The 26658-nt window shown below is 65.1% G+C and carries 31 protein-coding genes; 15 read left to right on the top strand and 16 right to left on the bottom strand.

Annotated elements, in window-relative coordinates:
* Position 1: 1 nt before the first annotated feature.
* The 7 genes from rfbA to ACOJSI_RS07665 form a co-directional block, all read right to left on the bottom strand.
* Complete coding sequence (gene rfbA, locus ACOJSI_RS07635) at positions 2–874, bottom strand: glucose-1-phosphate thymidylyltransferase RfbA (RefSeq protein ID WP_420137669.1); 873 nt, start codon at positions 872–874, stop codon at positions 2–4.
* Positions 874–1749: a dTDP-4-dehydrorhamnose reductase gene (rfbD, locus tag ACOJSI_RS07640; protein WP_420137670.1), complete on the bottom strand. Its 876-nt coding sequence runs from the start codon at positions 1747–1749 to the stop codon at positions 874–876. The genes rfbA and rfbD overlap by 1 nt, the downstream gene beginning before the upstream one ends.
* Positions 1749–2822 (bottom strand): dTDP-glucose 4,6-dehydratase, encoded by a 1074-nt coding sequence (rfbB, locus tag ACOJSI_RS07645; RefSeq protein ID WP_420137671.1) that lies wholly within the window; start codon positions 2820–2822, stop codon positions 1749–1751. The genes rfbD and rfbB overlap by 1 nt, the downstream gene beginning before the upstream one ends.
* Positions 2819–3382, bottom strand: coding sequence for a dTDP-4-dehydrorhamnose 3,5-epimerase (rfbC, locus tag ACOJSI_RS07650; protein WP_420137672.1), 564 nt, complete (start codon positions 3380–3382; stop codon positions 2819–2821). The genes rfbB and rfbC overlap by 4 nt, the downstream gene beginning before the upstream one ends.
* A 140-nt stretch (positions 3383–3522) precedes the next feature.
* Positions 3523–4908, bottom strand: a complete 1386-nt coding sequence (locus tag ACOJSI_RS07655) for an RNB domain-containing ribonuclease (protein WP_420137673.1) — start codon at positions 4906–4908, stop codon at positions 3523–3525.
* 52 nt (positions 4909–4960) lie between these two features.
* Complete coding sequence (locus ACOJSI_RS07660) at positions 4961–5383, bottom strand: lysozyme inhibitor LprI family protein (RefSeq protein ID WP_420137674.1); 423 nt, start codon at positions 5381–5383, stop codon at positions 4961–4963.
* Positions 5380–6093 carry a hypothetical protein gene (locus tag ACOJSI_RS07665; protein WP_420137675.1) on the bottom strand — a complete coding sequence of 238 codons (714 nt, stop codon included), beginning with the start codon at positions 6091–6093 and terminating at the stop codon, positions 5380–5382. Before ACOJSI_RS07665 ends, ACOJSI_RS07660 begins: the two co-directional genes overlap by 4 nt.
* A gap of 315 nt (positions 6094–6408) precedes the next feature.
* Here ACOJSI_RS07665 and ACOJSI_RS07670 point away from each other — a divergent pair, with 315 nt between their 5' ends.
* The 6 genes from ACOJSI_RS07670 (at position 6409) to ACOJSI_RS07695 (ending at position 9689) form a co-directional block, all read left to right on the top strand.
* A complete protein-coding gene (locus ACOJSI_RS07670; RefSeq protein ID WP_420137676.1) occupies positions 6409–6762 on the top strand; it encodes a hypothetical protein in 354 nt (117 codons plus the stop codon).
* 39 nt (positions 6763–6801) lie between these two features.
* Positions 6802–7254, top strand: coding sequence for a hypothetical protein (locus ACOJSI_RS07675; RefSeq protein WP_420137677.1), 453 nt, complete (start codon positions 6802–6804; stop codon positions 7252–7254).
* Between the two features lie 46 nt (positions 7255–7300).
* Complete coding sequence (locus tag ACOJSI_RS07680; protein ID WP_420137678.1) at positions 7301–8596, top strand: NRAMP family divalent metal transporter; 1296 nt, start codon at positions 7301–7303, stop codon at positions 8594–8596.
* 69 nt (positions 8597–8665) lie between these two features.
* Positions 8666–8869, top strand: a complete 204-nt coding sequence (locus ACOJSI_RS07685; protein WP_420137679.1) for a hypothetical protein — start codon at positions 8666–8668, stop codon at positions 8867–8869.
* 71 nt (positions 8870–8940) lie between these two features.
* Entirely contained in the window at positions 8941–9348 is a 408-nt protein-coding gene (locus ACOJSI_RS07690) for a hypothetical protein (RefSeq protein ID WP_420137680.1), read from the top strand.
* Between the two features lie 77 nt (positions 9349–9425).
* A complete protein-coding gene (locus ACOJSI_RS07695) occupies positions 9426–9689 on the top strand; it encodes a DksA/TraR family C4-type zinc finger protein (protein ID WP_420137681.1) in 264 nt (87 codons plus the stop codon).
* 9 nt (positions 9690–9698) lie between these two features.
* Here the strand turns inward: ACOJSI_RS07695 and ACOJSI_RS07700 are convergent, their stop codons facing one another.
* The 3 genes from ACOJSI_RS07700 to ACOJSI_RS07710 all read right to left on the bottom strand — a co-directional run bounded on the left by ACOJSI_RS07700 (position 9699) and on the right by ACOJSI_RS07710 (position 11358).
* On the bottom strand, positions 9699–10469 hold the full coding sequence (locus tag ACOJSI_RS07700) for a hypothetical protein (RefSeq protein WP_420137682.1): 771 nt from the start codon (positions 10467–10469) through the stop codon (positions 9699–9701).
* A 105-nt stretch (positions 10470–10574) separates the two neighbouring features.
* Positions 10575–10907: a hypothetical protein gene (locus tag ACOJSI_RS07705; RefSeq protein WP_420137683.1), complete on the bottom strand. Its 333-nt coding sequence runs from the start codon at positions 10905–10907 to the stop codon at positions 10575–10577.
* 28 nt (positions 10908–10935) lie between these two features.
* Positions 10936–11358, bottom strand: a complete 423-nt coding sequence (locus ACOJSI_RS07710) for a hypothetical protein (RefSeq protein ID WP_420137684.1) — start codon at positions 11356–11358, stop codon at positions 10936–10938.
* 166 nt (positions 11359–11524) lie between these two features.
* Here ACOJSI_RS07710 and ACOJSI_RS07715 point away from each other — a divergent pair, with 166 nt between their 5' ends.
* Positions 11525–12049: a hypothetical protein gene (locus ACOJSI_RS07715; RefSeq protein ID WP_420137685.1), complete on the top strand. Its 525-nt coding sequence runs from the start codon at positions 11525–11527 to the stop codon at positions 12047–12049.
* A gap of 210 nt (positions 12050–12259) precedes the next feature.
* Entirely contained in the window at positions 12260–12493 is a 234-nt protein-coding gene (locus ACOJSI_RS07720) for a DUF465 domain-containing protein (protein ID WP_420137686.1), read from the top strand.
* A 48-nt stretch (positions 12494–12541) separates the two neighbouring features.
* Here ACOJSI_RS07720 and ACOJSI_RS07725 read toward each other — a convergent pair whose 3' ends face one another.
* Entirely contained in the window at positions 12542–12958 is a 417-nt protein-coding gene (locus tag ACOJSI_RS07725; protein WP_420137687.1) for a hypothetical protein, read from the bottom strand.
* A 216-nt stretch (positions 12959–13174) separates the two neighbouring features.
* On the opposite strand from ACOJSI_RS07725, the gene ACOJSI_RS07730 reads away from it, so the two are divergent.
* Together ACOJSI_RS07730 and ACOJSI_RS07735 are read left to right on the top strand one after the other, a co-directional pair.
* Entirely contained in the window at positions 13175–13894 is a 720-nt protein-coding gene (locus tag ACOJSI_RS07730; protein ID WP_420137688.1) for a helix-turn-helix transcriptional regulator, read from the top strand.
* Between the two features lie 35 nt (positions 13895–13929).
* Positions 13930–14301, top strand: a complete 372-nt coding sequence (locus tag ACOJSI_RS07735; RefSeq protein ID WP_420137689.1) for a DUF1330 domain-containing protein — start codon at positions 13930–13932, stop codon at positions 14299–14301.
* Positions 14302–14320: 19 nt separating this feature from the next.
* On the opposite strand, the gene ACOJSI_RS07740 is transcribed toward ACOJSI_RS07735, so the two are convergent.
* The 5 genes from ACOJSI_RS07740 to ACOJSI_RS07760 form a co-directional block, all read right to left on the bottom strand.
* Complete coding sequence (locus ACOJSI_RS07740; RefSeq protein WP_420137690.1) at positions 14321–15331, bottom strand: 2-keto-3-deoxygluconate permease; 1011 nt, start codon at positions 15329–15331, stop codon at positions 14321–14323.
* 130 nt (positions 15332–15461) lie between these two features.
* Positions 15462–17741, bottom strand: coding sequence for an FdhF/YdeP family oxidoreductase (locus tag ACOJSI_RS07745; protein WP_420137691.1), 2280 nt, complete (start codon positions 17739–17741; stop codon positions 15462–15464).
* Between the two features lie 85 nt (positions 17742–17826).
* On the bottom strand, positions 17827–18762 hold the full coding sequence (locus ACOJSI_RS07750) for an L-threonylcarbamoyladenylate synthase (protein WP_420137692.1): 936 nt from the start codon (positions 18760–18762) through the stop codon (positions 17827–17829).
* Between the two features lie 36 nt (positions 18763–18798).
* Entirely contained in the window at positions 18799–19146 is a 348-nt protein-coding gene (locus tag ACOJSI_RS07755; RefSeq protein WP_420137693.1) for a GntR family transcriptional regulator, read from the bottom strand.
* An 85-nt stretch (positions 19147–19231) separates the two neighbouring features.
* The gene (locus ACOJSI_RS07760; protein ID WP_420137771.1) at positions 19232–19810 is read right to left on the bottom strand and encodes a nitroreductase family protein; all 579 of its coding nucleotides are present in this window, start codon (positions 19808–19810) and stop codon (positions 19232–19234) included.
* Between the two features lie 125 nt (positions 19811–19935).
* Here ACOJSI_RS07760 and ACOJSI_RS07765 point away from each other — a divergent pair, with 125 nt between their 5' ends.
* From ACOJSI_RS07765 to thiD, 5 genes are all read left to right on the top strand, one after another.
* Complete coding sequence (locus ACOJSI_RS07765; protein WP_420137694.1) at positions 19936–21723, top strand: peptide MFS transporter; 1788 nt, start codon at positions 19936–19938, stop codon at positions 21721–21723.
* Positions 21710–23131 carry an amidohydrolase gene (locus ACOJSI_RS07770; RefSeq protein WP_420137695.1) on the top strand — a complete coding sequence of 474 codons (1422 nt, stop codon included), beginning with the start codon at positions 21710–21712 and terminating at the stop codon, positions 23129–23131. The genes ACOJSI_RS07765 and ACOJSI_RS07770 overlap by 14 nt, the downstream gene beginning before the upstream one ends.
* Positions 23128–24417 carry an amidohydrolase family protein gene (locus ACOJSI_RS07775; RefSeq protein ID WP_420137696.1) on the top strand — a complete coding sequence of 430 codons (1290 nt, stop codon included), beginning with the start codon at positions 23128–23130 and terminating at the stop codon, positions 24415–24417. Before ACOJSI_RS07770 ends, ACOJSI_RS07775 begins: the two co-directional genes overlap by 4 nt.
* 96 nt (positions 24418–24513) lie before the next feature.
* On the top strand, positions 24514–25851 hold the full coding sequence (gene glmM, locus ACOJSI_RS07780; RefSeq protein WP_420137697.1) for a phosphoglucosamine mutase: 1338 nt from the start codon (positions 24514–24516) through the stop codon (positions 25849–25851).
* The gene (gene thiD / locus ACOJSI_RS07785; protein WP_420137698.1) at positions 25851–26654 is read left to right on the top strand and encodes a bifunctional hydroxymethylpyrimidine kinase/phosphomethylpyrimidine kinase; all 804 of its coding nucleotides are present in this window, start codon (positions 25851–25853) and stop codon (positions 26652–26654) included. The genes glmM and thiD overlap by 1 nt, the downstream gene beginning before the upstream one ends.
* The last annotated feature ends 4 nt before the right edge of the window (positions 26655–26658 follow it).

The raw sequence follows: 26658 nt of genomic DNA on the forward strand, positions 1-26658 counted from the left end.
GTCAGCTATGCTGATCGGCCAGGCGCAATATGTATCGGCCATAGCCGGTCTTGGCGAAAGCCTCGCCGCGCTTGCGCAACTGGGCGGCGTCGATGAAGCCGCATTCGAAGGCAATCTCTTCCAGGCAAGCAATCTGCAGGCCCTGCCGATGCTGGACGGTGCGAACGAATTCTGACGCTTCCAGCAGGCTGTCATGCGTGCCGGTGTCGAGCCAGGCATGGCCGCGGGACAATTGCTCCACGAACAATTCGCCGCGCTCCATATAGATGCGGTTGAGATCGGTAATCTCCAGCTCACCCCGTGCCGACGGGCGAACCTGGTGGGCAAATTCGCAGACGCGCGCGTCGTAGAAATACAGGCCGGTCACGGCATAATCGGATTTGGGTGAGGCGGGCTTTTCCTCGATCGACAAGGCCCTGCCGTCCGCGTCGAGCTCGACGACGCCATAAGCTTCGGGATGTTCGACCCGGTAGGAGAAGATGGTAGCCCCGACCTCTCGCGCCCGCACGGCCTGCATGCGGGGCCCAAGGTCTGCACCGAAGAAGATATTGTCGCCCAGCACCAGCGCGGCCGGGCCGCCGTCCAGAAAGGATTCGCCGATCCTGAAGGCCTGCGCCAGCCCTTCCGGCCGGGGCTGGACGGCATAGCTGATCTCGATCCCGAACTGGCTGCCATCTTCGAACAGGCGCTGATAGTTCTCCAGATATTCGGGTGCGGAGATGATCAGCACCTCACGCAGGCCCGCCAGCATCAGCACCGACATCGGATAATAGATCATCGGCTTGTCGTAGATCGGCAGCAATTGCTTGTTGATCGCCAGCGTCGCCGGATGCAGCCGGGTCCCGCTGCCACCAGCGAGAATGATGCCCTTCATTATGTTCTGTCCTTCACCAGTGCATCGACAATGTCATGCACGGCGGTCTGCCATGGCCGAGGGGTGATGCGATAGTCGCGTGTGATCTTGGCCGTCGACAGCCGTGAATTGGCGGGCCGGGCGGCGGGGGTGGGGTAATCGCGGGTCGCGATCGGCACCACCGACGGCGCCGCCCGCCCGTGCGCAGCGGCGCGGGCGAAAACAGCCTCGGCCAGGCCGTGCCAGCTCGCCTCGCCCGCATTGACGAAATGGTAGGTGCCGAACGGGCCCGCGCCGATCCGGGGCAGGATGGTGAGGATGGCGCGCGCGATATCGTCGGCCGACGTCGGGCAGCCGAGCTGATCGGCGACGACGCGCAGCTCCGTGCGTTCGCCGCCCAGCCGCAGCATCGTCCTGATGAAATTATGGCCGGTGGCGCTGACCACCCAGGCGGTGCGCAGGATGATGTGGCGGGGGTTGCCGGTCCGTACCGCCTGCTCGCCGCCTTCCTTGGAGGCGCCATAGACGCCGATCGGCGCCACCCGGTCGTCCTCCACATAGAAGCCGCCTTTGGTGCCGTCGAAAACATAGTCGGTGGAGAGGTGGAGCAGTGGGATGCCGGCCGCATCGGTGGCTGCCGCCAGCGCCGCCGGCGCGAGCGCGTTGATCTGCCACGCGGCAACGATATCGGCTTCGGCCCTGTCTACCGCGGTATAGGCCGCGCAATGGACGACGGCCGCCCAGGGTCGTGACGCAACCATCGCCGCGATGGCGCCCGGGTCGGCCAGATCCAGTTGCAACCGATCGGGCGCGACCAGTTCGATGTCGGCGGGTGCCAGCCGCAGCAGCGCGCCGCCGACCTGGCCGCTGCCGCCGGTGACGAGGATCGGCCCCATCAGCCGCTGAGCCCGACGCGCTTGATCGCGCCTTTCTGCTCGACCAGGGGGCGCCACCAGCTTTCATTGTCGAGATACCAGCGGATGGTGCGTTCGATGCCGCTGTCGAAGCTTTCCTGCGCGACCCAGCCGAGCTCGCGCTCGATCTTACTGGGATCGATCGCATAGCGATGATCGTGCCCGGGACGATCGGCAACATGCGCGATCTGGGCGGCATAGGATCGGCCGTCCGAACGCGGCCGGATGCGATCGAGCGTCTCGCAAATGCGCGTGACCACGGCGATATTGGTGCGCTCCGCCCGCCCGCCGATGATGTAGCTTTCGCCCGGCGTGCCGGCTTCGAACACGCGGGTCAACGCGCGGGCATGGTCGTCGACGAACAGCCAGTCGCGCACGTTCAGCCCGGCGCCGTAGACGGGCAGATCCTCCCCCGCGAGCGCCTTGATGATCATCAGCGGGATCAATTTTTCGGGGAAGTGATACGGCCCGTAATTGTTCGAGCAGTTGGTGATCAGCACCGGCAGGCCATAGGTATCGTACCAGGCGCGAACGAGATGATCCGACGCGGCCTTGGACGCCGAATAAGGCGAATGCGGATCGTACGGCGTCGCTTCGGTGAAGAAGCCGTCGTCGGCCAATGATCCGAACACTTCGTCGGTGGAGATATGGTGGAAGCGGAAGCCGGCCTTGCCGTCGGCATCCAGGCCGCGCCAATAATCCAGCGCCGCCGACAGCATCGTGAAGGTGCCGACGACATTGGTCTGGATGAAATCGGCCGGGCCGTCGATCGAGCGATCGACATGGCTTTCCGCCGCAAGGTGGGTGATCACCTGCGGCTGGAAATCGGCGATCGTCGCCGCGACCGCCGCGGCATCGCCGATATCCGCCTGGACGAACGTATAGCGCGGGCTGTTGGCGATCGGATCGAGACTGGCAAGGTTGCCAGCATAAGTGAGCTTGTCGAGATTGAGCACATGGTGGGGCGTGTCGCGCAGCAGATGGCGGACGAGCGCGGAGCCGATGAAGCCGGCGCCGCCGGTGACGAGGATGCGACGCGGGGACTGTTCGGTCATGCCGCGATCGGCTCCAGCGGCTGGCCGTCATAGGCGAACGGGCTCATCTCTTCCGACAAGGGCGGCAATATCTCATCCTTGGGCGAGAGGGTGGGGCCGTGGGGCGGCAGCGGCCAGAGCAGCGCCAGGCTGGGGTCGTTCCACACCACCCCGCCTTCCGCATCGGGGGCGTAAGGCGCGCTGACCTTATATTCGACTTCGCTGTCCGGCAGGAGCGTGACGAAGCCGTGGGCGAAGCCGATCGGCACGAACAGTTGGTGGCCATTTTCGGCGGTCAGTTCCGCCGAGACCCAGCGGCCGAAAGTAGGCGAGCCGCGCCGTGCATCCACGGCCACGTCCCAGATCGCACCGCGCACACAGCGGATCAGCTTGGCCTGGCCATAAGGCGGTGCCTGCCAATGCAGCCCCCGCAACACGCCCACATCGCGCGACATCGAATGATTGTCCTGAACGAAGGCGCAGTCGATCCCGAGCTCGGCATAGCGCGCTTTGTTATAGGTTTCCGAGAACCAGCCGCGCGCATCGCCGAACCGGCGGGGGCGCACCAATCGTACCGGCATGTCTCTCCTGAACCCCTTGTCTTCCATTGCGATAGGCGCTGCAGCGGTAGCGCGAAATCCCCGTCGGCCTGCAAAGAGCGGGAACGGGGTGCGGATGCAAGACTTTCCGTGCCGCGCCTCTTCCCGGGCCGGCTGGATCCTCAGGGCAGGCGCTCGAAGCTGATGGTGCGTTGGGCGGGGTCGGCGGCGGTCAGGCGGACCTGGATGGCATCGCCGGGGGCGACATCGTTGGTAGCGACGCGGGCGACCACGGGTTCATCGCGCAGCTGGATGCGGGCCCCGCGATCGTCGACGTCGGTGACGATGGCGGGGAAGGATTCCCCGACGCAATTTTGCAGCATGACCGCTTCGGCCAGGTCGATCACCGCCCGGTCGATCTGCCCGCCCAGCGCATCGGCGCGCGCCATGACCGGCGGCAATTTGGGAAAGGCCTGGGTCACGACCTCTGGGACGGGCTGGCCGTTGGCGATGGCGAGCGCGGCCTGCACGACATAGCGATCGGCCAGGCGGCGGAGCGGCGCGGTGGCGTGGGCATAGGTCGCCGCCATCGCCGCATGCCAAGGGGTGACGCCGTCCTGATAGGGGGCGTAGGACGCGCCCATGCCGGCGCGGCGGATCGCCAGCATGAAGGCGGCCTGTTTGGCGTCGGTGCCATCCAGCGTGCGCTGATAGTGATCGAGCGTTTCGTCCTTGGGCCAGGCCAAGCCGAAGGCGCGCGCGGTGAAGCGCAGCCGGCGCACAGCGCGCTCGTCCGGCGCCGCCATGACCCGGAACAGGCCGGTATGATGCGCCTCCATGGCGTCGGCAATGGCGAGGTTGGTGGCGAGCGACAGAGCGGCGTTGCGATCTTCCGAGAGGAGCCGGGGCCGGAACAGCAGCTGATAGTCGCCATCGCTCGTCGCCGACACTTCCTGCTCGGGTGGATCGACGCGCGATGCACCGCGCCGGTCTTCCGCGCCCTGGATGCGGTTGGAGAGATCGATGAAATCCGGTGGCAGATCGCTATCCTGCACCGTGTCGTACGCCAGCTTGGCACGGCTGCGGATCACGGCCCGCTCGGCGCGCGCCAGAATGACGGCGCCATCAGGCGCCACCCGGATGGTGAAGATGATCGCGGGGCGCGGCCCGTCCGGCAGCAGGCTGGCCGCACCCTGGCTCAGCACCGGCGGATAGAGCGGCGCCTTGCCGTCCGGCAGATAGAGTGTCGTCCCGCGCGCCCAGGCTTCGACGTCGATCACGTCGCCATCGGCGACGAACCAGGCAATGTCGGCAATGGCGTAATGGAGGAGCAGATCATTGCCGCTGCGCTCGATCGCAAAGGCCTGGTCCAGATCGGTCGAGCTGGCCGGATCGAGCGTGACGAACGGGGCGTCGGTGCGATCGACATGCGCGGTCGGCGTACGACGCGCGGCCCGATCCGCCGCGGCGAGCACCTCCGCCGGGAAGGCGGCAGGCACTTTATACTGAGTGCGGATCGCCGTCAGCCCCCGGGCGAGCGCGTTGGTCGGATCGAGCAAGGTCTTCATGGCGTCGCGCTACAGGGACGGGGGCGGGAGCGCAAAGCGTGCGGTCGTATCGCTATCCGTCGATCCGGAACACGCGCAGATCGCCTTCCAGCTGGAGCGCGCGATCGCGCACGAGCTGCATGTCCGCCTGACCCTGCATCGGCACGTACATCGTCCCTTGTCGGGTTTCGTAGAGCGCCCCGCGCGCCGCCACGTCGGCATTGCGGAACACCAGCCATTGCCGCTGCGCCGTGCGGAGCTGCGCCGCCGCGGGTGCTGGGAGCAGGCGCAGCAGGGTGCGATAGGCGGCGTTGAGCCGGCGATCATAGCTTTGCGTCGCCCGGCCGATGCAGGCGCTCTGCCCGGCGGTCGCGCCGTGGGCGGGATCGTCCAGGCAGCGTTGCAGCGCCGCCGCCGTCGGATCGGCCGGGGCGGCGAAAGCTGGCGCTATGGCAAGGAGGCAGGCGAAGAGGGCGGCGACGGCGCGGTCGATCATAGGAACGCCAATATCATCGACCCGGCCCAGCGGCACAGGAATGCCGCGATCAGGAACGAGGCGCCGAACGAGAAGAGCCAGTTCAATTCCCCTTCCAGCTCCAGCGCCTCGCCCGGATCGAGCTGCCCCGCATCGCGGCGGTTCAGTTGGCCATGGCTCAGTAATGCGACGATCAGGCAGAAGATCGCGAAGGGCAGATAATCGAACACCAGGCGCGCGAGGCTGCCGCGCGAGGCCGATCCGGCGCTGAATCGATCGAGAAAATGCGCGATCAGTGCCTGATGTCCATAGGGAGCGAAGGTGCCGATCAACACGGCGATCGCGACGACATACATCAGGACATGGCGGATTCGGAGCGGCGTCGACCAGGCGATCGCGGGTGGCGATGGCGCCGCTGCGTCACCGTCCTCTGACGTGCCGAAGGCGCCACGATTGCGCCCGGCCGCCCAGAACATGCGATATTGGCCATGATGCATCAGCGGCAGCCCCACCAGCGCGATCAGCAGCACCAGCAGGAGGTTCAGCACCGCGTCGGCCGACATATCGAGGCGCGGATTTTGGGCCGCCAATATCGACAGCCCGATCCAGGCGGCGAGCAGGAAGGCCGTGATCGGCATGGTCATCAGGACGAGCAACGTCGCCTGCAGCCATGGCGGGAAGCGCCGAAGGCTGGACAGCCTGCCCCCGAAAAGCGGCTTATACTCAGTCACGGCGCAGCATCAGCGGAAACGCCAAGTGATGGAAGCGATCATCGCTTCGTTTCACTGTGGCGGCCGTCGGGCACGGCTTTGCTATTCTTCCCATACGGCCCGTCACCATCCTTGCCTGTTTAGACCATTGGGCGAGAAAGTCTGCAATCGGCGAGAGCATTGCGATCCGCTGACGCCTCCCATGAGTCAGGCATGCGAGTTGGTGCGTGCCACTCTCGGCTTCTGCTTTTCCGTTCGTCGAATCCGCATCTTTTAGCGCGGTACCTTTTCGCTGGAACAACGTTGATGCAGGTTAAATTGCGTCCGGAGGGTGGAATGATGAAGAAGAACCCGCTGCTGCTGTTGATCGTCGGTCTCGCGCTACTCGCGATAGGCGGGTTCATCTCGTCGGGCAGTGGCCCGGCCAAAGCCGATTCCGCGTTGATGGCGCAATGCCAGGATCGCATGCGCGATCAGGGCGCGGACATGATGGCGAAATGCCGGGAAAAGGCCTTCGCGACCGCTATGACCGCTACCGATGCGGATGAGGCCGCGCGCGCGATCAGCTCCGCCAACAATAGCGAGGTCGGCGGCAATGCGCTGGGCATGTTGCTGATCGGTATCGGTTTGGTGGCGGCCGCGGCGGGCGGCTATCGGCTGTGGCAGCAATCGGCCGAAAGAAGGCGCTGAGCGACGGCGCTTCTGCGTCGCGTAGCGCGGCTTTTGCAAATGATCGTCGATATTGTCGCCTGGCTGGCGTCGCTCAGTCTCGCGGTTTTCCTGTTGTGGACAGCGCGCCGTCGCGGCGGGGCCTTTGTGGCGAAGGCGGCAATCGCGTCGATCGTGCTGGGGATGGCATTGGTCATCGGTGTCGGTGTCGTGCTGCGTCGGCTGGAGATCCGCCCGTCGGATGACGTGGTCCAGATCGCGATGCAGCTGCTGATGACATTATTGGTCATCGCCATGCTCAACATTATGAACATCCTGTTTCATGGTTTGGTGGAAATGCAGATCGCGTTCCACCAGCGCTTCAATGTCGCCAATCTGCACCGTTTTCCCGTCCGGTTCGTGATCGCGCACCGGCAGCGGCTGAAGCGCGTGGCAACGATCCTGTGGTGCTTCGCGGCGGCCCTTATGCTGTACGGCGTCTGGTTCGATATGCGGACCTCGCACACCGTATAACCTTAATAGCAGTAGACAAATTCGTTTCGGCACCGGAAGACCAAGTATGGAACCAGCAGCGCCGATCCCGCATGAGGATGTGAAACAGCCCGAGCGGCCCAAGCTGCTGCAGGTGCTTGGGCCGGGCCTGATCACAGGTGCCTCGGACGACGATCCCAGCGGTATCGCCACCTATTCGCAAGTCGGCGCGCAATTCGGGTACCGGCTAAGCTGGGTGATGCTGTTCAGTTGGCCGCTCATGTGCGCGATCCAGGAGATCAGTGCGCGGATCGGAAGGGTGACGGGCCGGGGGATCGCCGGCAATCTGAAGCATCATTATCCGCGCGGGTTGGGCTATGCGATCGTCCTGCTGGTGGTGGTTGCCAACATCATCAATCTGGGCGCGGATCTCGGCGCGATGGGCGCGGGGCTGAAACTGCTGATCGGCGGGCCGGCCTTGCTCTATGTCGCGGGCTTCGCGGTCGTGACGGTGCTGCTGGAGGTTTTCTCCCGCTATTCGCGCTATGTTTCGGTGCTGAAATGGCTGACGGTGTCGCTCTTCGCTTATGTGGCGGTGGCGCTGATCGTCGACATTCCGTGGGAGACGGTCGCCGCCAACCTGTTCGTACCGCACATCACCCGATCGGGCGCCTATCTGACCGCCGTCGTCGCCATTCTCGGCACAACGATCAGCCCCTATCTTTTCTTCTGGCAGGCCGAAGAGGAGGTCGAGGAGATACGGGAACGTCCTCGCGCCAAGCCGCTCTCGCGCGCACCGGACCAGGCCGCGGCCGAGTTCGGGCGGATCCGCGTCGACACCTATGTCGGCATGGGCCTGTCCAACTTGGTTGCCCTGTTCATCATCCTGACCGCCGCCGCGACACTGCATGCCAATGGCGTGACCGACATTCAGACATCGGCCCAGGCGGCCGAGGCGTTGCGGCCGATTGCGGGGCGCTTCGCCTTCTTCGTCTTCGCCCTGGGGATCATCGGGACGGGCATGCTGGCGCTGCCGGTGCTCGCCGGATCTTCGGCCTACGCCTTGGGCGAGACATTTGGCTGGCACGTCGGTCTGGCGCGCAAGCCCAACCGGGCCAAAGCTTTTTACGGCTGCATCGCCGTTGCGACGCTGTTGGGCGTATTGCTGAACTTCAGTCCGATCGATCCGATCAAGGCGCTGTTCTGGAGCGCGGTGATCAATGGCGTTGTCGCCGCACCGGTGATGGTGCTGATGATGCTGATGTCCACCAACCGTGCCGTGATGGGCGATTTCCGCCTGCCGCCGATCCTGCGCGCCATCGGCTGGCTGGCAACGGCGGTGATGGCCGCCGCCGCGGTGGGCTTGTTCGTGACCTGGCAGTGATGGCTTGTCCCGCCTGATGCGCCCGGCCAGCCTCTCCGCGCGTTAAGCCGGGAACGATAGAGAGAGGAGATGATCATGGCGGACGAACCCGACGATGCCGTGACCGAGGATGTCGGCGGCGTGCAAGGCACGCAAGAGGATGAGGCAGCCGCGAATGCCGGCGGCGCAACCCCCATCATTACCGGGGAAACACAAAATCGGCCGGCGCCGGATGCAGGCGAGATCGAATGGGCCGGAGGCCTCTTGAAGAAACCGCCGGCCCCCCGAAATTGAGGTGTGGCGCCCCGTAGGAACGGGCGCGCCAGGCCGTGCCCGGCACGGCCTTTGTTGGGAAAGATGGGCATATGAAACGCTATTTCACCATTTTACCGGCTCTTGCCCTGATTGGTGCGGCAGTGCCGGCACAGGCGGTTTCGCGGATTGCGCAGACGGGCGAGGCCAAGCTTGCCGAAGCGCTGAAAGGGCGCGTGGCGGGAACCCCCGTCGATTGTATCAACCTGCGCAACGCGGAATCGAGCCAGGTCTATGACGGGACCGCGATCGTCTATCAGGATGGCGGCACATTATATGTGAACCGCCCCACCAGCGGCGCGGACTCGCTGCGGCGCGACGACATTCTGGTGACCAAGCTGTGGGGCAGCGACCGGCTGTGCCGGATCGATACGATCCGCCTACTGGATCAGGGCACCCGCTTCGAACATGGCTGGGTCGGTCTGGGCCAGTTCGTGCCCTACACCAAGCCCAAGTCCTAGGCGCGGGCGGCCATCCGGTTGGAACCGGCAGGCCGAATTCCTATTTTCTGTAGAGAGTTACAGGAGGTAGGGCGAGCATGGCCGGTGGTTGGACCCGCGATGGCGCGGTGCAGGACCAAATTGACGATACGGTGCTGGACGCCGTCCTGAGCGCCCGCGCGCGCATCCCAGCGGGTGAGAGCGCGGATTATTGCGCGATGTGCGGTGAGGATATTCCCGAGGGCCGCCGCCGCGCATTGCCTGGCGTCCGCACCTGCGTGCAATGCCAGTCGGATCGCGACCGCCATACCAGCTTTTCCGTGATCAACCGGCGCGGTAGCAAGGACAGCCAGCTTCGCTGATGGCGTCGATCAGCGGTCCGACGCCTTGCGCTGCGTATAATCGATCCGAATGCGCACCCAGCTGCCGATCAGCGGACGCCCACCGACACGCGGTGGCAGAACCAGGAACTGCCACGCTGCCTCGCGGACCGCGCGGGCATAACCCGATCCAGGGGTCTCTCCCAGCTCTTCGCAATTGTCGACGTGGAAGCGCGCGATCGTCTGACAGGCGATCATGCCATAGCCGGATCCGGGTCGCGTATTCTTGAGGTAGAAAGCCAGTTCCGCGTCGGTCGGCTCGCGATACCAGGCCGCTTCGTAAAGGGGCTGCCCGGCGCTTCCGACCCCCACCGGCTTATCGGATCGCGAATCGCCACTGCCATTATTCCCGCCCGCATCGGTTGCGCTGGCGTCGCTCAATTGCTGGCTCGGCGGGGCGCTCGGCAATTGGCGCACGTCGAACTTCTCAAGCCCCGGCGTAAGCACCCAGGGCGCGGCCGTCGTGGGCAGCTTGATGGGCGGTGGGGGTGGTGCGGTCGGCGGCGGCGTTGTCGGCTGAGTGCGGGCAGGCTGCTTGGCCGCGCTCTTGGCCGGAGAGGATTCTTCCTGCGCTTCCGGTGCGACCGAGAAGGTGGTGAGCCGGCTGCCCGATCGGGACGATCCGAAATGCGGCGGTGCCAGTCGGATCAACAGCAGCAACAGCAGCAGATGCGCGAGGATCGTCAGCAGGATCGACGTGACGCGCCGGCGGGCGGCGGGCCGATCAAGCTCCAACGAAGGCAGGAAGGACGCCAGACGCATCGGCGAATCGCCTAGGCGGCGGCGCGCCCCGCTGCAATATCCTCCGCGATGGATTGAAGCGTCCTAAGCCAGCGCCATTCCGCGGAACGCGAGCAATCGCCTTGGCTACTTGCTCTCGATATAGCGCGCCCCAACTTTGGTGAAGCGGATCGCGCCGATATTGTAGCCGCGCCCGCCCTGTTCGCGCTCCACGACATAGCCGGTCGGTGTCGCATAGCCGCAGATCAAGCGCAGGAACGGCAACCGCTCCCGACCGGGCGTGATCACGTCGGTTCGGTTAAAAGCCTGCCCGCGATCGGCCATGCGGTGCGCCAGCGCTTGCTGGATGGACGGCGGCATGGCGCGCAAGGCGTTGGCCACAGGTCGGTTGCGGACACTGCAGGGTGGCGTGACGGGCGCCGCCACCTGTGTGGAGACCAGCAGGATCAACGACAGCATCGCCTTCCTCCGCGCTTATCGAGGCCTTCTACAGCTTCAGGCTACGCCTTTCGTCAAGCACCCGGGCGATGGCTGCGTCGGCCTCGATGAACAGGGCCGTTATGGCGGTGTCGAGATCGGCCGCCGAGGGCATGTCCCATGGCAGGGAATGTGTGCCGCTTTCCCTGAAACTGTCTGTGCCGACGCCCTGCCAGACCCGCGCCGTCCAGCGCGCGACGAAGCAGTGGACTGATCCCGGTGCCTGTGCCTCAAGGCGGATTTCAGCGATGCGCCGCCGCTGTTCGAACCCGGCGTCCTCGGTTCGCTCGAGCTGGATGCTCCACCATGGCCCGTCGCGGTTGGACCGGTTGGACGTGTCGCGCATGATCCCGGCGGCAAAGGCACCTTTGCCCCGGCATTGCGCGACCACCGCGTCCAGATCCGCCATGCGCGACAGGAAAGGATCGGCCATGCTGACTCCCTATATGGCTTCGTGCACGGCGGTAGCGCCGCATCCGCGCGTTGTAACGCTGCACCCGCGAATGCTCCGCCCGCGGCGCGACGCGCGTTGCCCTAGGCTGCCGGTCCGCGGTACCATGATGGCTCTAATGTCGCCGAGCGGCGACAGGGAGGTCGATATGCTTTGGCTCACGCTGGTAGCAACGATATCCGGGGCAGCACCTCTTCCCCCGATCGTCGCGGATTTCCAGTCGGTATGCGGCGCGCAGAATCAGTCCCGCGATGGTATCCTGGCAGAAGCGAAGCGTGAGGGTTGGACAGCGCGGCCTTCCGCGCCCGCCGATGATGGCCAGACGCAGCGATTGATCCATGCCGGGGCTGATCGATTGGGGTTAGCCGTCACAACCACCCACAGTGCAGGGGAGGTGCGGCAGGCGTGTGGACTGACGTCCGCGACCGCCGTGCCCGGCATCGCCGCCGCCGCGCAGAGTGCGCTTGGCTTCAAGCCCGCAGTCGATCTGGGTTCGGCCGCCACTTTCTTTGCCGTCAGAACCGGGAATAGGTGGCGTTCGGCGACGGAACTGACGTCCGCGGAACGCGCCGCCGCCAAAACGGCCGGACGACTATACACGATCGTGGCAAGCAGCACCGGTACAAGTGCTTCCATCTACACCCTGCACGTGACGGCTTCGACCAGGCCCTAGGGAGGATGCGCCGCCCTCCCAGGGTCTATGTTCATCTGAGCGCCATGTCGGCCCTGTATACCAATCCTGCGGACCGGGCCCCTCTGGCGGTGGCTTTCCCAAGCCTCCGTGATGTCGGACCGCATCGAGCATGCTCGGTGCAGGTTGGACGACCTGATGTCTCCCCCTTCATCGAGCCTCGAATCGAAGTCACTTCGAAGGAGGATGTAGATGAACTCGCTTATCGAACGCCTGATCACCACGCACCGGATGCTCAATCATGAGATCCGGCGCGAGCTGAAGCGGCGTATTCCGGACAGCCTGCGTCTTGCGGATCTGAAGAAGCGCCGCCTGGCGGTGAAGGATCAGCTGTTCCGGCACAGGCCGCAGGCCGGCGATTTCCGCGCGGCTGCGCGGCAGGTTGTGGCACGCTTCCGATCGAAGCGCCCGGCGAACGCGCTGTAACATGGCGCCGACGACCAGCCCGCATGTTCGGGCTGGTCGGATGGGCGGCTAGCGCCGGCCGTAGACGGCCACGTCCGCCGTGCCGCGCAACCAACCTTTGGTATCGTACCAATATTCGATCTTCCGAACCGCGCGCTTGCTGCGGGGGAGGTGGATCGCCCGCACGCCATTCTTGGGAATGTCGGCGTTGATGAGCACATTTTCCGCGTCGCGATTGTCATAGGTGACCATCATCCGCTTCATGTGGAGCGGCGCATCGGTGACGCGCAGCTGCAGCGCCGTGAAGCGGCTATTGGGTCCGGCGACGAGCAGCGTATCATGATCGTTCATATGCTGGGCGTGCGTCGTCGCGATATAGACCCAGCCCGTCCCCGCTTCCGGACGAGCGGACGTGGCGCAAACGCCAGGCGCTGCGGTGAGCAGCGCCGCCGTCACGGTCAGCCTAGCGGCGCGCACAATGTCCATCCATTACTCCTCGGCCCCTTCGCCGGCCGAGAACGGGCCACGCGAATAATCTATCACAACGCACGGCGGCCATTTTCGTGACGGGGCCGCCGAGGCCCAGGCTAACGAACCCGTGCCGACACGCAATCCGCCCGGATGACGTATGCCGTACGGATCCCCAAATGAACGGCGCGGTTCGGCGAGCTGCGCTGCGGAAATCGTTGAGAAGGTGTTTCCATGTCGAGAACGAGCCGCATATTCGAGTTGCTGAATCTGCTGCGCGCCCGCCGGATGCCGGTGACGGCACCGGACCTCGCCCTGGAACTGGGGGTATCGCAACGCAGTATCTACCGGGACATCGAAACGCTGCGATCGCTGGGCGCGCCGATCGAGGGGCAGGCGGGTGTCGGCTATTCGTTAAGGGCGGGCTTCTTCCTGCCGGAATTCGCCTTCTCGCCCGACGAGCTGGACGCCGTGATCCTGGGCCTTGGCTGGGTCCAGCAGCGCGCCGATCCGGCACTGGCGCGATGTAGCGAAAGCGCGCTTGCCAAGATCCTGGCTGCCCGGAGCGACGCTGCATCGACGAGCCACCCGCCCTCCGCTCTCATCACGGCCGCATCCCTGTCGCAGCGCCTGGATCCGCCCGAGGTGGCGGCATTGCGCGATGCGCTGCGGCGGCAACGCAAGGTGGCAATCGGCTATGAAGACGGCAAAGGCGCGGCGTCGGAGCGCATCATCTGGCCGATCGCGATCGTCTATTTCGACGATGTGCGCGTGCTCGCGGCCTGGTGCGAGCAGCGATCCGCCTTCCGCCACTTCCGCGTCGATCGCGTGCAGGTGAAGGCGGTGTTGGAAGAGCGCTACCCCGGCCGACGCCAATCTCTGTTCACACGCTGGCGGCAACAGGACCGAGACTGGCGTGCGCTGCTGACAGTTTCTGACGCACCTGCCGGCTAGAAGCCACGGCCTACCCAATCATAAGGATAAGCCAGATGGTCGCCTTTTCGCCCGACGTGTTCGATTCCTTCCTTGCAGCAGAGGACAATCTGCCGGTCGTGATGCTGAACCAGATACGCTTTCAGCCCGACGGCGGCCGCGACCGATATCTGGAATATCTGGCCATGGCACGGCCGATCCTGGCGCGGTTTGGCGCGAAGATCCTGCTGGGCGGTGACGGCTTGCCGGTGTTGACGACGGGCGATGCGCAGGAGTGGGACGCGATCGTCCTCGTCCAATATCCCAGCAGATCCACCTTCAAGGCGATGGTCGACGACCCGGATTATCAAGTTGCTTTCAAGGTGGGCGCATCCGCCATCGCCGACATTGTCCTCCAGCCGTTGAAGCCGAACGCGGAGATGCAATAATCAGTCGGCGCGGCAGGCATCAGAGCTTGGACGGGCCCAGCGGCGCCTTGGAGCGCGGCAGACGCTGCAGCGGTGATGCCTTCCTGCCGAACTGCTGGTGCCAAAGGCCGGTCATGATCGGCACGAGGAGCGATGTCACGATCACGCAGATGGCGACCAATGCCGTCGCGTCTTCGGCGGTCGACTGAAATTGCGGGGCAACGGCCGCGATCGCCACGGGATTGGCGACCGCGGCGCCCGCCGTCGAGGATGCCGCGATCCCGGCGGTGCCGTTACCTTTTCCGATGACAATGTCGGCGAGGATGAGCGGTATGCCGGTGACGACGATCACCGCGAGGGCAAGGGCGATGCCGAGGGCCGCCAAAGGCGACAACAGCGTATGCAGATCGATCGTGTTGCCCAGCGCGAAGGCAAAGAAGGGGATGAGCAATTTGCAGCCCGGTGAGAATAAGCCGCGCAGCTTGGGATCGAGGTTTCCCAGCGCAAAGCCGGCCAGGAAGGGCAGGATGGCGCCGATAAAAACCTGGAGCTTGAAGTGCGCCACGCCGGCGGCACCCAAGATGATCATGCTCATGAGCGGCCCGGACTCGATCGATAACAGGACGAACGCGCCCGCTTCTTCGCTGCTGCCGAAGCTCTGCATCAGCGAGGCGTAAAGGCCGCCATTGGTCATATCCATCGCGCAGACGATCGCGAGGACGGACAAACCGGCCAGAAGCCCAGTCTTGATGCCCTCGGGTGGAATGAGATGGGAGACGAGGAAGACGATTGCCCACGCCGTCAAAAGCTTCGTCAGCACCAGCGTACCCGATTTGCGGAGAACGGTCGCGGCGGTGATGAAATGGACCGACGCGCCGATGCAGAAGAGCCAGACGGCGATGATGGGGATGATCCCGGTCATCAGCCCTTCGGTGAAGCCGCTGAAATAGGCGGGCGCGGCTGGCGCGAAGGTTCGGAACAAGGTGCCCAGAAACATGGGCAATATCATCATGCCGCCGGGCAGGCGATCGATGCCATCCTTGATGTTCATGATGCCGCCATCGTTCGGTCGCCAGCAGCAGCGCCGAACCGCGTCCTAGCGCATCCTCACAAGGGCAGCATATGGCCGCATCGGTACTTTGTCGTGGCCGCTGCCCGTTCTGGCGGATGGTACATCCCGCCTAGGGTGCGACGATCCGGACAGGCACCGCCTTGCCGGCCGGCGTCTTCGATTCCTGATCATGATACCAGAGCGGGACGAGCGGGTTCATTTCCGGATAATAGCCGCCGATACAGCCTTCGGGCAGATCGAACGGCGTGATGCGCATGCCGTCGACCTCGCGCACCTCGCCATCTTCGGCGTCGCCGACCAGCTTGACGATCTGACCCGGCTTCAGGCCGTCCTTCTCCATATCCTTGGGATTGATCAGCACGACATGGCGCGTGCCGCTAATGCCGCGGAAGCGATCGTCATAGCCATAGATGGTGGTGTTGAACTGATCGTTGGAGCGCAACGTCATCAGCCGGTAGCGGCCCGGCGCATCCTTGACGCCCGTGGCGGACAGTCGCGTCGGCGTGGTGAATTCGGCCTTGCCGCTTTCCGTCTTCCACACGCGCTCGCGTGCGGCATTGCCCTTGTAGAAGCCACCGGGCTGCCACATCCGCTCCTCGAAATCGTGGAACATCTCCGGATAGGTCTGCTCGATCAGCGTGCGGACCTTGGCATAATCGCCGGTCCAATCCCGCCAATGGACGTTCAGGTTGGGCGGCAGCGTCGCCTCCGCAATGCCGCAGACGATGGCGAGTTCGGACATCAGATGCTCGCTTGCGGGCTTATGCTTGCCGCGTGAGGCGTGGATGCAGGACAGCGAATCCTCGATCGTCACGACCTGTTCGCCGCCGGTCTGCACGTCGCGCTCGGTGCGGCCGAGGCAGGGCAGCAGATAGGCAATCTCGCCATTCACCAGATGGTTGCGGTTGAGCTTGGTCGCGATCTGCACGGTCAGGCGCAGTTTGGGCCACGCGGCTTCCATCTTATCCTGTTCCGGCACCGCCCGGATGAAGTTGCCGCCCAGGCCGAGGAAGGCCTTGACCGTGCCGTCGATCACGCCCTGGCAGACATCGACTGTGGTCATGCCATGTTCCATGGGTGGTTCGAAGCCGAACAAGTCCCTCAACCGATCGTTCGGAACCAGATCGGGCTTCTCGGTGATGCCGACGGTGCGCTGGCCCTGCACGTTGGAATGGCCGCGCACGGGTGAGATGCCGGCGCCCTGGCGGCCGATATTGCCCTTCATCAGCATCAGGTTCACGAACATCGCCAGATTGTCGAAGCCGTGGACATGCTGGGTCAGGCCCATGCCGTAAATGGCGATGCTTTTCTCCGCCTCGACATAGACCTGGCCGGCCTCTTCCAGTGCGGCTCGGGTCAGGCCCGATTCCGCCTCAATCTCCTCCCACGATGTGGCGCGTACGCGCTCGGCGAATTCGTCGAAGCCGTGCGTGTGCTGCTTGATGAAATCCACGTCCAGCACGTGGACCTTCTCGGCCGCCCATTTGGCATCTTCGGCGGCCAGCACATGCTTGGCCAAACCGACCAGCGCCGCGATGTCGCCGCCGGCCTTCACCTGATGATATTGGCAGGAGATGGGCGTCGCATTCTGCGTCACCATCTGCAGCGGATCCTGCGGGTTCACGAACTTGACGAGACCCGGTTCCTTGATCGGGTTGAACGTGATGATCTTGCAGCCGCGCTTCACCGCCTCTTGCAGCGGATGAAGGAAACGCGGGCTGTTGGAGCCGGTATTCTGGCCGAAGAAGAACATTGCATCGCAATGATCGAAATCGTCGAAGGTGCAGGTGCCGACCGGCGCACCGATCAGCTTCTTGAGCGCGACCGAGGTCGTCTCGTGGCACATGTTGGAGCTGTCGGGCAGGTTGTTGTGGCCATAGAGCCGCGCGAACAAAGCGTAGAGATAGGACGTCTCCAGACTGGCGCGGCCGGAGGCGTAGAAGACGGTCTCCTTGGGCTGGAGCGCCTTCAATTCGCTGCCGATCGCGGCGAACGCCTCTTCCCAGGCGCACGGTACATAGCGATCGGTGTCGCGATCATAGCGCAGGGGATGGGTCAGGCGCCCTTGCTGCTCCAGGTCGTAATCCTTCCAGCTGCGCAACTCGGTAAGCGTGTGCTGGGCGAAGAATTCTGGTGTGCAGCGGCGCGGCGTCAGCTCCCACAAGGTCGCCTTGGCGCCATTCTCGCAAAATTCGAACGGATGGGGCTTGGCGGGCTTGCCCCAGGCGCAGGATACGCAGGCAAATCCGTCGGGCTTGTTCTGGCGGTAGAGCTCGGCGGCGATCGCCGGGCTGTTCCATTCCTTGCCATAGACTTTGGCGATGCCGCTCAGCGAGCCGAAGCCACCCGCCGGCCCGTCATAATGGGCAATATCCTGCTTCTTCGCCATGGCACCGGCTCCCGATCTGATCCTGCCGGGAGAGATACGCCCGAACCGCACGGACGGTCCATGGTCTCGGTGCAGATTGAACCGGTTAGGCGGCCGCCCGTGCCAGCCGGTCGTTGATGGCGACGCCCAGACCGACGTTGGGAATAGGCGCGACCGCGATCGCGTGCACAGTGCTGGCATCGGCCTGATGCAGCAGATCGAACAGCCGGGCCGCCGCCTCGCCCAGATCGCCCAGGGGAGAGAGCGACGCATGGCCGGCGATCGCGCCGAAGCCGATCAGCCACTCGCCGTGGCGCGGGGCCTGGACGTTGAGCCGGATCGGCTTGGACGGCGCATAATGTTGAAGGAGCTGGCCCGGTGCCTCGATCCGATCGCTCGGCACGGTCGCGATGGGCAGGCCGGCCACCTCGGCGAGTTGCTCGGCGGTGATCGGGCCCGGGCGAAGGATACGCAGGCCGGCCTGGTCGACCGCGACGATGGTGGATTCCAGGCCGACCGCGGTGGGGCCGGCATCGATGATCAGCGGAATGGCAAGCCCCACGGACGCGGCAACATGGGCAGCGCGGGTCGGGCTGATGGTGCCGCTGGCATTGGCGGACGGTGCGGCCAGCGGGACGCCGGCCGCCGCCAGCAAGGCCTGCATCGCGGGATGGGCAGGGACGCGTAGCGCGACCGTAGGCAGGCCGGCTGTGGCAAGAGTCGCGATCGGCGCACCTGGCTTAAGCGGTGCGACCAGGGTCAGCGGGCCGGGCCAGAAGGCGTCGGCCAGGTGCCGGGCGGGCGCGGGCAGATCGGCCAGGCGTTCGGTGGTGGCGCGATCGGGCACATGGACGATCAGCGGGTTGAAGGACGGGCGCCCCTTGGCGGCATAGATGGCCGCAACCGCATCGCCCCGCGTCGCATCCGCGGCGAGGCCGTACACCGTCTCGGTCGGAACCGCGACCGGCTTGCCCTCCGCGATCAGGCGCGCGGCCTCGGCAATGGCGAATTCGTCGAAGGGGAGGATGCGGGCAGCGCTCACGCCAGAGCGCCTAGCAAAGCCGGGCCATGTACCACCTCAGGCGGTAACGCGATCGATCAGGTCCGCGGGATCGATATCCAGCCGCCGGATGCGCGAGACGATTTCCGGCCATTCCTCATCCAGGAATTGCGAACGGGCCGCTGCGCGCAGCCGCTGCGTCGCGCCATGATCGACGAACATGCCGACGCCGCGCCGGACGGTAACCAGCCCGTCTTCCTGGAAGGATTGATAGGCCTTGGCGACGGTGAGCGGGTTGGCACCCTGATCGGCGGCAAAGGCGCGGACGGAGGGCAGCGCGTCGCCCTCCTGAATCCGCCCATCCAGGATCATCGCGACGATCTCGTCACGGAGGCGGAGATAAACGGGGCGATCGGAAGCTGCCATTGCGTTATGCTGTGGTAACACAGTGCGGCGCGGGCATGCAAGGATCGCAGGTGCCGGTCATCGGCAGGGGCAGGCGCTTGACCGCTTATCCCTGCCATTCCGAGATGACCGCCGCCGGCTCCGGCCGCGGCCGTTCGTCGAGCGGGCGGCCTGCCGTGCCGAGGAACATGAAGCCGGCAATCCGCTCGCCGGCCTGGCCGAAGGCGTGGCGTACCCTATCCGAATAGGCGGCCCAGCCGGTCAGCCAGCCGCCGACCAGCCCTTCGGCATGGGTGGCGACGAGCAGGTTCATGCAGGCGGCGCCGGCCGACAATTCCTGCTCCCAGATCGGGATGTGGCTGGCATGGGCGGGCGCGGACAGCACCACCACCAAGGCGGGTGCCTGCAGTGCGAACTGGCGGATCGCCTCCAGTTCGACCTTGCCCGGATCGGGCCGTTCGGCGCGATAGGCTTGCTCCAGCAGCGTGGCGAGCGCCTCGCGCCGGTCCTGCGGCACCACCACGAACCGCCACGGCGCGAGCTTGCCGTGATCGGGCACGCGGCTGGCGGCGGCGAGGATACGTTCGAGCTGCTCCGGCGTCGGGCCGGGTGCGATCATGTCGCGCGGCTTGCCGGATCGACGGGTCGCCATCAGCGCGGCGGGGGAGGAGAGATCGTTGAACATCTGGGGCATGGCGGCTGGGTATCAGCCCGGGCGGTGCGCAACAATCTTCTTCCCACGCGCAATTTCCAAGCTAGTCTCCGCCGCAATCGCGCCAAATGAGCGCATGTACCTTCTGAAAGGCCCGCATGGAGACCCCCACCGAAGCCTCGCCCGTCGAGCCGGATATCAGCCATATCAATCCCGCTGATGAGAAAACCTGGTTCGGGCACCCCCGCCAACTCGCGCGCCTGTTCACGACCGAGATGTGGGAACGGTTCGGCTTTTACGGCATGCGGGCGCTGCTCACGCTGTATCTGACCAAGCATTTCGTGTTCGGCGACCGCGAGGCGACCGGCCTTTATGGCGGCTACACCGCGCTCGTTTACCTGACGCCGCTGATCGGCGGCTATCTTGCCGACCAATATCTGGGCTTCAAACGCGCGGTGAAGTTCGGCGCGATCCTGATGTCGTGCGGCTATTTCGTGCTGTGCTTCGGCGGCCCGGCCGCCAAGCCCTATGCCACGATCGAGGGCCAGCGTTACGAGGTGCAGATCGAGACCGTCGCCGGCGAGGAAACCCAGTTCCTGGTCGATCATGGCAAATTGCTGCGGATCAAGGGCAATGAGGATGGCTCGATCGCGCTGATGGATGGCGCGACCGTGGCGCGGTCCTTGCCCAAGGGCGGCCTTGTTCCGGGCGGCGAGCGTAATCCCTTCTACGTCATGATCCTGTTGACTGCGCTCAGCATGATCTCGGTCGGCAATGGCTTCTTCAAGCCGAACATCTCGACCATGGTGGGCGAATTGTACGCGGTCGGCGACCGACGACGCGATACCGGCTTCACCATCTTCTACATGGGCATCAACCTCGGCTCCTTCTTCTCCCAGCTGCTCTGCCCGCTGCTGGCGGATACGGTCGGCTGGTGGGCCGGCTTCGGTCTTGCCGCGATCGGCATGGCCTTTTCGTGGAGCCTGATCCAGTTCGATGGCGGCAAGCTGAAAGGCTATGGCGATCCGCCGGTCCGCGATGGGCCGAACCGCGCCATCCCGATCTATATCGGCGCGCTGTGCGTCGTGCCGATCTTCTATTTTCTCTACGTCAACCTGATGAATGCCGAGCCGCAGGTGCCGGGTTCCGGCATCATCGGCTATATCGCGTCGCTGTCCTTGATGGGGAAGATGCTGTTCGGCACCTTCATCATCGCCGTGCCCGCAATCCTGATCTGGTCGGCCAGGGTGGGTGACAAGCGCGAGTTCCAGATGATGCTCGCGGCGATGGTGATGATCGTGTTCAACGTCGTCTTCTGGACGCTGTTCGAACAGGCCGGATCGTCGCTGACCCTGTTCGCCGACCGCAACACCGATCTGTATGTGTTCGGCCTGTTCCGCATCAGCGCGGGGCAGACGCAATTCTTCAACGCCGCCTTCATCATCATCTGCGCGCCGATCATGAGCCTGCTGTGGAATGCGCTCGCACGGCGCAATCTGGAGCCGTCGGTTCCGGTCAAGTTCGCGGTGGCGCTGATCCTGGTTGGTGCCGGCTTCCTGTTTCTGGTATGGGGCGCATCGATGGTCGGGCCGACCTTCAAGGTCGCGATCTGGTGGCTGGCGGGCCTCTACCTGATCCACTCGGTCGCCGAGCTCTGTATCTCCCCGGTCGGGCTATCGATGGTGACCAAGCTCTCGATCGTGCGCATCGTCGGCATGATGATGGGCCTGTGGTTCCTGTCGATCTCGGTCGCGCAATATGTCGCCGGCATCGTCGCCCAGGTCGCCAGCGTCGAAACCGTCGGCGGGCAGGTCACCAACCTGCAGGTCAGCCTGAACACCTATACCAACGTCTTCTGGACGATCGGCTGGGCCTCGGCGCTGATCGGCGTCGTCCTTCTCGCACTCTCCCCGCTGATCAGGAAGTGGATGCATGGTGTCCAATAAGCTCGCTTTCTTCACTGCCGCCTTGCTTCTGGCCGGCTGCGCCAGCCAGCCGGATGCGAAGCCACGCAGCGCGTCGGCGAGCAACAGCAACCGGGATCGTGTGGCGGAGCCGTGGACGACGGATCCCTACCCGTCGACCTATCATGCCTATCCCGGCGCCCCGACGCTGGTGACCAACGTCACCATCTATGACGGCGAGGGCGGCCGGATCGATGGCGGTTCGGTACTGTTTGCCGACGGCAAGATCAGCGCGGTGGGCAAGGATGTCGCCGCGCCGGCGGGTGCCACGGTGATCGACGGGACCGGCAAATGGGTGACGCCCGGCGTGATCGACATTCACAGCCATCTGGGCGTCTACCCCTCGCCCAGCGTCAAGGCGCTGTCCGACGGCAATGAGATGACCAGCCCGACCACGCCGGAAGTCTGGGCCGAACATAGCGTATGGCCGCAGGATCCGGGCTTCAGCCGCGCGCTCGCCAATGGCGGCGTCACCACGCTGCAGATCCTGCCGGGCTCCGCCAACCTGATGGGCGGCCGATCGGTCGTGCTGAAGAATGTCTATGCGCGCACCACGCAGGCAATGAAATTCCCCGGTGCGCCCTACGGCCTGAAGATGGCGTGCGGTGAGAATCCCAAGCGCGTCTATGGCGCCAAGGGTCGCGCGCCGTCGACGCGGATGGGCAATATCGCGGTCGATCGCGCGACGTGGCAGCAGGCGGTGGAATATAAGCGCCGCTGGGATAAATATGAGAAAGATGGCGGTGATGCGCCTGGCCGCGACCTCGGCATGGATACGTTGGCCGGCGTGCTGGACGGCAAGATCCTGGTGCACAATCACTGCTATCGCGCCGACGAGATGGCCAACGTGATCGATATGGCCAAGGAGTTTGGCTATCACGTCACCGCATTTCACCATGGGGTGGAAGCCTACAAGATCGCCGATCTGCTGAAGGCCAATGACGTCTGCGCGGTGGTGTGGGCGGATTGGTATGGCTTCAAGATGGAAAGCTATGACGGCATTCCGGAAAACCTCGCCATCCTGCAGAAGACGGGCACCTGCGCGATGATCCATTCGGACGACGAAAATGGCATCCAGCGCCTCAATCAGGAAGTCGCCAAGGCACAGGCCGCCGGCCGCCGCGCCGGCATCATGATCCCGGACGAAGTGGCGTGGGAATGGCTGAGCTACAATCCGGCCAAGGCGCTGGGCATCGCCGATCGCACCGGCAGCCTGAAGCCGGGGAAGATGGCGGATCTGGTTCTGTGGAACGGCAATCCGCTGAGCGTCTATACCCGGCCCGACAAGGTCTGGATCGACGGGGCTTTGCTCTACGATGCGCATGACCCCAAACGCAGACCGGTATCGGATTTCGAGCTCGGCCAGCCTGGCGAAGGAGACGTGAAGTGAAGCGTCTTTTGCTCTGCGCCGCCGCGCTGATCGCGCTCCCCGTATCGGCCGAGACGATTGCCCTGACCGGCGGCACCGTCGCGATCGGCGATGGTTCGCAGCCTATTCCCAACGGCACTGTCGTCATCCGGGACGGCCGCGTTGTCGGCGCCGGTGCGAATATCGCCGTTCCGGCAGGCGCGCGTGTGATCGATGCCAGCGGCAAATGGGTTGCAGCGGGTCTTGTCGCGGCCTTCAGCAATGAAGGCATCGTCGACGGCGAAGGCATTGACGAAACCTATGACGCCGGCGCCGGCAAATCGGTCTTCAATGCCGCGATCGACGTGTCGGCCGCGATCAACCCGACCAACCAATCGATCGCGATCGATCGCGCCGGCGGCGTGACCCGCGCGCTGGTCGCACCCGAAGCCGGCAATTCGCTGTTCGCGGGCCAGGGCGCGGTGATCGATCTGGGCGCCGACGATGCCCCGGTCACCCGCGCGCGTGCCTTCCAATATGCCGAGCTGGGTGAGGATGGCGCGGGCAAGGTCGGCAGTCGCCCGGCGGCCTATGTCATGCTCCACGATGCGCTCGCGCAGGCGAAAGACCTAGCGCGGGGCGGCGAATGGGGCCGCAGCAAGGAGTCGCTGATCACGCGCACCGATGCCGCGGCCTTGCTGCCGGTGATCGACGGCCGTGTCCCGCTGATCGTCCATGCCGAACGGGCGAGCGACATCCTGCAGGTGCTGTCCCTCAAGCAGACCTACCCGGCGATGAAGCTGGTGCTGCTGGGCGCAAGTGAAGGCTGGATGGTCGCGCCCCGGATCGCGGCGGCGCGGGTGCCGGTGATCGCGGCGGGGCTGGCGGATCTGCCGGCTGCGTTCGAACGCGCGGCTGCGACCGAATCCAATGTGGGCCGCCTGGTTAAAGCAGGCGTTCCCGTCGCCATTTCGACCGTGGACGTGTCGACCGAGGGGGGGCAGCGCAACGTCCGCCAATATGCCGGCAATCTCGTGGCGATCACGCGCGTGCCGGGCATGACCGGGCTGGATTGGGGCGCGGCCTTCGCCACCGTCACCTCAGGCCCGGCCGCCGCGATCGGCATGGACGGCGAAATCGGCTCGCTGCGGCCCGGCCGTCGCGCCGACGTGGTGCTGTGGGATGGCGATCCGCTGGAATTGTCATCGGCGCCGGTGGCGGTGTGGATCGACGGCGTCCAGCAACCGCTGACCAACCGCCAGACCCGCCTGCGCGACCGCTACCTCACCCCGCAGGAAGGCGCCTTGCCGAAAGCCTATGAGCGATAAGGCCGCATGCGCGAGGCCGTCCGGCGGAGACGCAGCTTTTGCGTCGGGCGGCCTCTTCGCGATAAGAAGAAGAGCTATACAAAAGGCATAGCAGGAATGACGCGCAAATATTTCGGAACGGACGGCATCCGCGGCCGCACCAATCAGGACCCGATGACGGCCGAGATCGCCATGCGGGTCGGCCAGGCGGCGGGGGCTTTCTTCCTGCGCGGTACGCATCGCCATCGCGTGCTGATTGGCAAGGATACGCGCTTGTCCGGCTACATGATGGAAAGCGCGCTGACGGCGGGCTTCACGTCGGTCGGCATGGACGTGGTGCTGGTCGGGCCGATGCCGACGCCGGCCGTGGCGATGCTGACCAAATCGATGCGCGCCGACCTGGGGGTGATGGTCTCCGCCAGCCACAATCCTTTCTCCGATAACGGCATCAAGCTGTTCGGGCCCGATGGCTATAAATTGTCGGACGAGGCCGAAGCCAAGATCGAGCGCGCGATCGAGGCACCGCCGAAGCTGGCCGCGGCCGAGCAGATCGGCCGCGCGCGGCGCGTGGATGACGCGCAGGGCCGCTATATCAGCATCGCCAAATCCACCTTTCCGGATCGACTCCGCCTGGACGGACTGCGCGTGGTGATCGACTGCGCGAACGGAGCCGCGTACAAGGTCGCGCCGGATTCCTTGTGGGAATTGGGCGCGGATCTGATCCAGATCGGGGTCACGCCCAACGGGACCAACATCAACGACAAGGTCGGATCGACCGCGCCGGCCGCGCTGCAAGCCAAGGTGATCGAAACACGCGCCGATATCGGCATCGCGCTGGACGGCGACGCCGATCGCCTGATCGTGGTGGATGAGAAAGGCCAGATCGTCGACGGGGACCAGTTGATGGCGTTGATCGCGACATCGGCCGCGCGCACGCAGACGTTGAAGGGTGACGGCATCGTCGCGACGATCATGTCGAACCTGGGACTCGAACGCTTCTTATGGGGCCAGGGCATTGCGCTGCACCGGACGCCGGTGGGCGATCGCTATGTCGTCGAGGCGATGCGGGCGGGCGGCTATAATATCGGCGGTGAGCAATCGGGGCATATCGTGCTGGCCGATCATGCGACGACCGGGGACGGCTTGATCGCGGCGCTGCAGGTGCTGGCTGAATTGGTGACGCAGGGTCGCCCGGCGAGCGAGTTGCTGAAGCTGTTCGATCCGCTGCCGCAGCTGTTGAAGAATGTCCGCTTCACCGGGGGTCAGCCGCTGGAGGACGACAAGGTGAAGGCCGTCATCGCCGGCGCGGAAAAGGAGCTGGAAGGCACTGGCCGCCTCGTCATCCGCAAGTCGGGCACGGAGCCGCTGATCCGCGTGATGGCGGAAGGCGAGGATGAGGCGCTGGTTGGTGCGGTGGTCGATCGGATCTGCGACGCGGTGCGCAAGGCCGCCTGATGATCCCCCGCATTCTGGCGATCGCCGGATCGGATTCCGGTGGTGGCGCGGGCATCCAGGCGGATATCAAGACGATCACCATGCTGGGCGGTCATGCCATGACCGCCATTACCGCCATCACCGCGCAGAACAGCCTGGGCGTTCAATCAGTCTTCGCCATTCCGATCGAGGAGATCGCGGCGCAGGTACGTGCCGTATCGGACGATCTGGGTGTCGATGCCGTCAAGATCGGCATGCTCGCCACGGGCGAGATCGTCCTTGCCGTCCGCGACATGCTGCGCGCAACGAACGTGCCGATCGTGGTCGATCCGGTCATGGTCGCCACCAGCGGTGCCGCGCTTAATGCCGAGGGCACCGCTGCGGCCATGCCCGCGTTGTTCGAGATCGCGACCCTGATCACGCCGAACATGCCGGAGCTGGCGGTCCTGAGCGGCCTCCCGGTTGAAGATGAAGCGGGAATGGCAAAGGCGGGCCAGGCGCTAGCGGCGCGCCATCGCTGCGCCATCCTCGCCAAGGGCGGACATATGGCCGGTGCGGAGGTGGTGGACCTGCTGATCGAGGCTGACGGCGCGATCACCCGCTGGTCGGGCAGCAAGATCGAAACGCGGCACAGCCATGGTACCGGCTGCACGCTCTCCAGCGCGATCGCCACGGGGCTGGGCGCGGGCCGTCCGCTAATCGATGCGGTAGCGGCAGCGCGCGACTATGTTCGGGCGGCGTTGCTGGCGGCACCTGGCCTTGGTGCCGGGCACGGTCCGATGGGCCATGGTCTTGGCCGGGCCTATTTCCCGCACCCTGCCTGAAGGC

Origin of the sequence: Sphingomonas sp. (assembly GCF_048595155.1) — a bacterium.
Classification (GTDB): domain Bacteria; phylum Pseudomonadota; class Alphaproteobacteria; order Sphingomonadales; family Sphingomonadaceae; genus Sphingomonas_I.